This is a genomic window from Verrucomicrobiota bacterium, assembly GCA_037139415.1.
Lineage (GTDB): Bacteria > Verrucomicrobiota > Verrucomicrobiia > Limisphaerales > Fontisphaeraceae > JBAXGN01.
This window is the reverse complement of record JBAXGN010000075.1, coordinates 25358-33569: the sequence shown is the minus strand read 5'-3', so window position 1 is coordinate 33569 and position 8212 is coordinate 25358. Positions and strand designations below refer to the sequence as shown.

General features: G+C 59.6%; 5 protein-coding genes. 3 read left to right on the top strand and 2 right to left on the bottom strand.

Annotated features, from left to right (window positions below; all coding sequences use genetic code 11):
• Positions 1 to 266: 266 nt before the first annotated feature.
• Positions 267 to 1796: a PQQ-binding-like beta-propeller repeat protein gene (locus WCO56_14510; protein ID MEI7730782.1), complete on the bottom strand. Its 1530-nt coding sequence runs from the start codon at positions 1794 to 1796 to the stop codon at positions 267 to 269.
• A 133-nt stretch (positions 1797 to 1929) separates the two neighbouring features.
• Complete coding sequence (locus WCO56_14505) at positions 1930 to 2703, bottom strand: ThuA domain-containing protein (protein ID MEI7730781.1); 774 nt, start codon at positions 2701 to 2703, stop codon at positions 1930 to 1932.
• A 593-nt stretch (positions 2704 to 3296) separates the two neighbouring features.
• Here WCO56_14505 and WCO56_14500 point away from each other — a divergent pair.
• The 3 genes from WCO56_14500 (at position 3297) to WCO56_14490 (ending at position 8205) form a co-directional block, all read left to right on the top strand.
• On the top strand, positions 3297 to 5417 hold the full coding sequence (locus WCO56_14500) for a right-handed parallel beta-helix repeat-containing protein (protein MEI7730780.1): 2121 nt from the start codon (positions 3297 to 3299) through the stop codon (positions 5415 to 5417).
• 153 nt (positions 5418 to 5570) lie between these two features.
• Positions 5571 to 7283: a peptidylprolyl isomerase gene (locus WCO56_14495; GenBank protein ID MEI7730779.1), complete on the top strand. Its 1713-nt coding sequence runs from the start codon at positions 5571 to 5573 to the stop codon at positions 7281 to 7283.
• Between the two features lie 118 nt (positions 7284 to 7401).
• Positions 7402 to 8205 (top strand): RluA family pseudouridine synthase, encoded by an 804-nt coding sequence (locus tag WCO56_14490; GenBank protein MEI7730778.1) that lies wholly within the window; start codon positions 7402 to 7404, stop codon positions 8203 to 8205.
• Positions 8206 to 8212: the final 7 nt, after the last annotated feature.

Below are 8212 nucleotides of genomic sequence, written 5' to 3'. Positions count from 1 at the left end.
CGCCAATCCCCAATGGTATCAAATTATTCGGCGCAGATGCGGTGTTCTGAGTTTAGCGATGGGAGCAATGTCGAATCACGCAGGCCAATACCCTTGGGGGGCGAGCGTTAACGCGCAAATACATCACGGGCCGGCTTCATCGAATGAACGTCTGAATGGTACAACCTACTGCTGGACGCTTATTTTCCCATTCCGCTTCCGTTTACGACCTTTGCACTGGCTGGAATAGGGCAGGTTTAATTTGCTTCGATTTTCTCCCTGCCACGCTACCTGGCTTGCTGAATGGCGTAGAGGTTCTTCATCGTCGCCACGTAGAGCACCCCGTTCGCTGCCATGGGCGAGGCATTGATCGGGCTGCCAAAGGCCGCTTGCGACAGCACTTTCTTTTCCTTACTGCATTCAAAGATCCAAAAGTCCCCGCGCCGGGTGCCCACATACACTTTGCCGTCGGCCACCAGCGTCGAGCCCCAGATATCCCCGCCGGTCTCCTGCACCCAATACGGTTTCCCGGTGTTCGCGTCCAGGCAATGCACCTTTTTGCCGCAATCCGCGATGAAGACCAGTCCGTTCCACACCGCCGGGGTGGACATTGAGTGTCGTTCCAGTGGATACGACCACTTTAACGCCGTGGCCGTGGTGTCTCCTTCCCCGGAGGCCGCGAAACATTTCAGCCACGCCTCGTGCTTGCCCCACCACAGGTCGCCACCATGCGCCACGTAGATGCAGCCGCCGTCGAACACCGGCATGCCCTTGATGTTGCTGGGGCTTTCCTTGCGGTTGCTGTTGTATTTGTGGACGTTCTCCTTGGGTGCCGTGGGGTCGCAATCGAACTGCCACACTTTCTTGAGCTTCTGCACTACGCCGTTGGGCGGAGCCTGGCTGATTGGCTCGAAGGCGTACACCACGCCATCACCCCCGGCAAAGACAATGAGTTTCCGCCCCTGAATTTCCGCCAAGGCCGGCGCGGACCAGGTGCTGTGAAAGATGCGCGGTCCGATCCGTTCCTTGTCCCGGGCCACGAGCCGGCCCGTGCGTTTATCCACCACGATCAAGCTGGGCGCGTCGGGCGACATGATCCGCCGATGCGAATCATCCACGCCATTCGACGTGTTCACGTACAAATAATCCCCAAGCAACAAAATGGAACTATGCGCCGAATCATGCTGCCGCACGCCGCATTCCTTGATCATGTCGAACAACCAGACAATATCCGCGTCCGCCGCCCCTGGCGCAATGGGTTCCTGCCCGGCAGGGACGCTGTGACGCGCCTCATCCAGGAACGGCCCGTCGTTGCCGTTGGCCATGCCGTCCAGGTCCAGGCACAACACCTCGCCACGGTTCCCGACCAGGTACACCCGGTTGCTTTCCACTGTGACCGTCGAACACATCCCGTCATTGGGCCAATCCCAATAGATGCTGTTGGTGATTTTGGGGGATACTAATTGCCAGAGGAACTTCCCATCCGTTTCATCGAAGCACATGAGCACACTGCGATCGCCGGTGTGGCGTGGATCGCGCGGTTGCCGGTTGTTGGTGCCGATCAAGACGCGCCCGTTCGCGATGATCGGCGTTGAATAGGTCTCGGTCCCCAATTGCGCCATCCACTTGATGTTCTTGCCCGTGGCGGGATCGAAGGCATCCGGCAAACCTTTCTCCAGGGAAATCATGTTGCGCGTGAAGCCGTGCCCCCATTGCGGTTGATCGGCGGCGGCAGCGGCACTCCACAGCGCCAGGCAAAGCACCGCCAGGACTGCGGATAACCACCCCAGCCGCCTGCCGTTGCTGATATGTCTCATGCTCATTAGGCGGTACGCTACCCCCATTCCCGCCGCCTGACAAACTCGTTTTTCCATTCACCAATAACGAACAAATAATGCCGGCATGGATCCCATGCCGGCATTGGTCAAAACACATGTTGGACGGCCAATACTATTTCTTGGGCGCCGCCCATTGAACGGCGTTCTTCATGATCTGGCGAACTTCGGGACGGAAGAAGTCGTCGTAAGTTTCGTGGCCCGGCGTGAAGTAAAAGACTTTGCCCTTGCCCATCGTCCAGCACATGGCCATGCGGCCCATGGCGGTTTCACCGTTGGGCTTCTTATACATTCCTTCAAACACCACGGCTTCCGGCGTGGGCACTTGGAACGGTTCGCCATAACGTTCAATCTTGGGGAGATCGAATTCTTTGGGCACGCCCTGCGCAATCGGATGGTTCGGTTCCTTGACGGTAATTTTCACAGAAGTGCCATCCGCCTTGTATTCCGCCCAACTGCATTTAGTGCCCATGATGGCCTTGTAGGGCTCGGCGAAGTGGGAGGAATGCAGCGCCATGAAACCCATGCCGTCCGCTTTCACGCGCTGCTCGATTTTTTGGATCAGTTCCGGTTTGACCTGTTTGTGCCGTTTGTGTCCCCACCAGATGAGGACATCGCATTGTTTCAACAGCGCGTCGCTCAGGCCCTGCTCCGGTTGGTCAATATTGGCAGTGATGATCTCCCAGCCAGCCAACCCTTGCAACCCCTCGGCAATCGCGCCATTGATGTCCTTGGGGTAAACATTGGTGGGCGCGGTGCGTTCCGACCAAACCACCACGGTGCGCTTGGCCGTCTGGGCCGAGGCGGGTAAAGCGGTGATCAAACTGAGCGCCGACAGCGCGACCAACCCCAAAGCGGAGCGGCGCAACCTGCCAGCGTTGTATTTCATTATATTTGTTAAGGTGATTTTCATGAGCGGAATATGGCCAAAACTACTGGGATGGGCAAGCAAAGATTCAAAAATGGTCAAATTTGGGCTTTTTTGCGCGAAATCGCTCATTTTGATGGTTTTTTGATGGTTTCTGGCACCGCTGGAGGGCCCCCCAGCGGTCCTGGGGATCCCCCCAGCCGTGCTGGGGGGCCCCCCAGCGGTCCTGGGGATCCCCCCAGCCGCGCTGGGGGTTCACCCAGCGGTTCTGGGGATCCCCCCAGCCGCGCTGGGGATCCCCCCAGCGGTTCTGGGGGTCCACCCAGCCGCGCTGGGGACGCTTTTGGCCTGGCTGGGGCGGGGATGACAAAAGGGTGCCCTTCACGCTGGAAAGCGCTTCCGTAGTCCCGCCGGGTGTATGGGCGGAAACTGCATCGAATATCCTACCTGGAAACATGCCATTCATGCTCGATTGCCAGTGAATTTTCACGGAAGGCACCCATTCAGCTTAGGACTGACAAGTGTTTTTTGTCAGAAAGTTTTGGTGCGCGGCGGCCGCCCGGCAGTCACTGTTTGCTCGACAAGGCTGCGGGTTGCGGCGTAGGCTCGCCGCCATGAAGCTCATTGGATTGATTTGCTATGAGACGGCTTGGCGCATGGCCGGGGTCGGCGCGCTGTTGTGCGGCGGGCTGGTTGTTACCGCCAGTGCCAGGGAGTTGTGGGTGCAGGCCGGCGCGGCGGCCGGTGGGGTGGGCTCGCCCGCCCAACCGTTTGCCACCATCAGCGCGGCGGCCAAGTCGGTGCTGCCGGGGGATACGATTCTGGTCCGCCAAGGCACGTACGCGGAAACGGTGACGCTCCAGGGGGCGGGCACGCCGGAGAAACCCATCGCCCTGCGCGCCGCGCCGGGGGAACGGGTGGTGTTGTCCGGGTTCACCCCCATCCAAGGCTGGCAACGGGAGGCGGGAGAGGTTTACAGCGCCACGATCGAGGGGCCCATTGCCGATTTGTATGTGGGGCTGACGCCGCAGCCGGTCTCGCGCTGGCCCGGAGCTGAGCAGCCCATGCGCTCGGTGAAGGAGCCGGATGCCGGAGCCGCGACGTTCAAGGACGGCGCGGGGCCGGGCACCGGTTGGCCGGCGGAGGTGGTCGCCCGCCCGCAATCGCTGATGGCGTTTGTGTATGTGGCGCGGGGGAATTATTTCTCGACGGTCGGGGTCAAGGGATTGGAGGCGGCGGGCGGCGTGGTGAAGCTCGGGGATGCCCGCGTGTGCGCCACGTTGCAGGGCAAAGGAGGTCGTTACCAATTGGTCAATCATCCCCGGTTGATCACGCAGGTGGGGCAATGGGCGTTTGTGGAGTTGGACGCGCCGCGGGTGCGCGTGTACTTTCGGCCAGCGGCCGTGGCGGACTTGGAGCGGACCCAGTATCGGCGCGCAGCCCAGCGGTTGCTGCTGGTGAGCGGGCGGGAAGGCCACCCGGCAACGCAAATCACCGTGGCGGGGCTCGAGGTGTGCGGCTCGGGCGGGGTGGGCGTGGAGGTGACGGGCGCATCGCACGTGAACATTCAAGGCTGCATCGTGCATAACAACCAGCGGAACGGGATTTCGGTGCGGCGTTGCGAGGAGATACAGTTGCAGAATAACATTGTGGTGGCGAACGCGAACGGCGTGGGGGTGATTTCGAGCAAGAACGTCCTGGTCCAGCAGAATGAGATTGCGTTGAACCTGGTGGATGGCGTGGATATTGCCGGGAACGTCAGCGGCAAACCCGACGGGGAACCGGAATCGCAGGACATCACCGTCCGCCGCAATTACATCCATCACCACCTGTTGCTGGGGCATCCGGACAACCTGCAAACGTATCGGGGCGTACACCGGCTGGTCGTCGAGGATAACGTGCTGCTTTGGGGCGGCCAAGGCATCATGACGGAGGAGATTGACGGGAGCACCATCCGCAACAGCATCATCGTGGGCACCGCCGCCATCGCCGTCATCTTCGGCCATGGCAACTCGCATGATTGGACGATTGAACAATCCACCATCGGCCTGGGCGGGTATGGGGCGTTTTCCTTCACCGGCCATCAATATCGGCTCAACCGTTCCATCGTGTGGAATAACCCGCTGACGCTGGCCGAGACTTTGACGAGCCAGGAAAACCTGCTTTACCAGCAGGATGCCAAACTGCCCATCTATCTAGTCACCAAACCCAAATGGCGTTCCCTCTTCACCCCCGAGGAAGCCGCCGCGCTCGGGCGCGAGGCGCATTCCCGGCGCGCCAACCCACAATTCCGCGCCGCCCCACTCTTTCAGGCCGCCGTGCGCTGGGATGACGCCAACACCCGCTCTCGTCTGACCCTGCGAGCCCCGGCTAAGTTCGAGATCGGCGACCAGATTGAAATCAATGGGGATGGCCTCCTGCGCCGAGTCACCAAAGCCGATGAGAACGTCGTGCAATTTGAGCCGCCACTGCCCGCCGCGCCATTCCGGGACGCGCTGATCTGGAATTGGAAACAGGCCGCGACGACGACCCTGGACCTCCGCCCAACGCCGACCTCCCCTGCCCTGGCGATCGGACCCAGCCAGCAACCGTGCGGAGCCAATCTGGACATTCCGGCCTTCCAGCGCGGCGACTTCAACCAGACCGGCAAACGGGAACTCCCCGAACTGCCCTCGGACCTGAAACACGCGCTGCCCAACCCCAACGCCATCGTGCTGCCCCTGCACGGGAATTAACGCAAAAACACCCATGTTTCAGCGGTCAAAAGGACCTATGCCACAGTGTTTGCCTTGGCCGCCGCCAGCCGCGCACATCATTTAATATGAAAAACCTCTCGACAAGGGGGAAAACAGTGCGCTACGTTTCGCGCTCCATATTTAAAAACGATTATGTTTGCAGGATTTAGACAACATCAGAAGTGGATTTGGCTGGCCGTCATCGCAGTGGTGATCCCCAGCTTTGTGATATTCTTTTCACCCGATCGCTATTTTTCGCGAAACGGGGGGAAAGAGAAAGGGCTGAAGATAAACAACCGGGACGTCACTTATGACGAATATCGGGACGTGATGCATGAGGCCAAACTGCGGTTCTTCTTCCGCTTTGGCCAATGGCCGGATCGCAGTGAGACCGCGCGCCAATTTGGCTGGGATGATTATAACGAAGCCAACTCCCGCCTGTTCATGCTGGAGAAGGTGCGGGAAATGAATATCCATGCCAACCCGGAAACACTGGTGGAGTTGGCGGAATCCCACTTGGAGGCCCTCGGTGCCCGCGGGATGAACCCCAAGGCGGCCTTGGATGAATTCGAACGGGTCATCCTCAAACCCAACGGCCTGAATAAGACGGATTACGAACGGTTTCTCCGCAACGAAGTCCGCATCCTCCACCTCGTCGCCGTGGCTGGCACCGCCGGACGCCTCATCCCGCCCGAGGAAGCCAAGACCCTGTACCGCCGCGAGAACGAGGAAGTGGTCACCGAACTCGTGCATTTCGCCGCGACCAATTACCTGGAGAAGGTACCCATGGCCGCGCCCGACAAGCTCAAGGAATTCTACACCAACCACATGGCCGAATACCGCCTGAACGACCGCGTGCAACTGGCCTATGTGAAGTTTGAGGTCACCAACTTCATGGTGGAAGCCGAAGAACAGTTCAACAAGCTGACCAACAAAGACGCCATCGTGGAATCCATCTACATGAAGCGCGGCACGAACTTCTACCGCGAGAATGGCCAGGCGCTGGATCCCGACGTGGCCAAAGTCCGCATCCGCAAGGAAATCAAGGACGAGCAGGCGATGAATGCCGCGCGCAAAAAGGCCTACGACCTGGCCACCAAGCTTTCCGAGAAAGCGGACAGTGGCGCCAAACTGAAAATTGAGGACTTGGCGCAAATGGCGGCGGCGGATCCATTCAAATTGACGTTAAAAACCTCGGCCCCGTTTGATCGCGAAGACGGCCCCGCCGACATGAAGGTCCTGGCCAAGTTCACCGACGTGGCTTTTGCACTCGCCCCGGAGGAACCGGTGAACCTGAACCCCATCATGGGTGACGACGGCGTTTTCCTGATCGCACTCAAGGCGAAATTCCCAAGCGAAGTGCCGCCCTTTGAGGCCGTGCTTGCCAAGGTCACCAAAGACTACCAGCAAACCGAAGCGCTGGCGCAAGCCCGCTCCTATGGCCGGATTTTCTACAACACACTGACCAACGGCCTGGGCCAACACAAGACGTTCACGGAAATCTGCCTGTCCGGAAAGCAAAAGCCGTTGATCCTGCCCGCCTTCTCCCGCAGCACGCGCTCCGTCGAACTGCTGCCACAAGCGTTGAATCTGAATGACATCAAACGCATCGCGTTCAGCCTCACGCCCAAGACGGCCAGCGTATTTCTCCCCACGTACGACGGCGGGATCATCCTTTACCTGCGCGAACGCATCCTCGTGGACGAAACCAAATTGATGGCCGAACTGCCCAAGTTCTCGGCCGGCCTGCGTCAAAGCCGGCAGTTTGAAGTGGCCAACGAATGGCTGGGACGTCAGCGCCAGGGCATGCAGTCAGACCTGCCGGAACCACGCAAGGACGAACAACAACCGCAGCGCCGTCGCTAAGCGAGACGGTCAACCAACTTATGGGCAGAATGATTCTCCAGATCTTCTGCCCATTTTTTATATCCACGCGCAGAGCGTGGAACGGTGGAGCAGCGGAATCCTTTAACCCTGCAAAACTATGAACTATCCGCCCGTCAAACTTTCGTCGCCTGCCACCAAGGAATTCTGGGAAATCCCGGTGCTTTACGAGGATGCGGACTTGTTAGCCTTATGCAAGCCGGCCTGCCTGCTCAGTTCCCCGGATCGTTATGATCCCCTGCGCCCCAACCTCATGCGCCTGCTGCATGACGGCATTACCGCCGGGAAACCGTGGGCGCGCGAGCGCGGGCTGACGTATCTGATGAACGCGCACCGGCTGGACTTCGAGACCAGCGGGGTGATGTTAATGGCCAAAAGCAAGCCCGTGCTGGTGGAACTCGCCAACTTGTTCGGATCCTTGAAACCGGTGAAAACCTACGTAGCCTTGGTCCACGGGCAACCCGTTACTGCCACTTGGACGGTGGATGCCGCGCTGGCCATGCATCCCGCCAAGGTGGGCGTGATGCGGATAGACCGCAAGCAAGGGAAGAAATCCATCACCGAATTTGAAACGGTGGAAGTTTTTCGTGGCTGGACCCTGGTGCGCTGCCGCCCCCTGACGGGGCGCACACACCAGATCCGGGTTCACCTGCAATGCTGCGGGGTGCCGATTTGCGGCGATAAAGTGTATGGCGGCCACCCGTTAAATCTCTCGCAGTTGAAAGAGGAATACCGGCTGAAGGGGGACAAAGTTGAGCGCCCGCTGCTCTCCACCGTCGCCCTGCATGCGGAACGCTTGGAACTAAACCACCCGGTAACGCAGGCACCGGTGGTCATCACCGCCCCCTGGCCCAAGGATCTGAACGTGGCATTAAAGTTCCTGCGGCGTTACGCGACCCGATAAGGCCCGA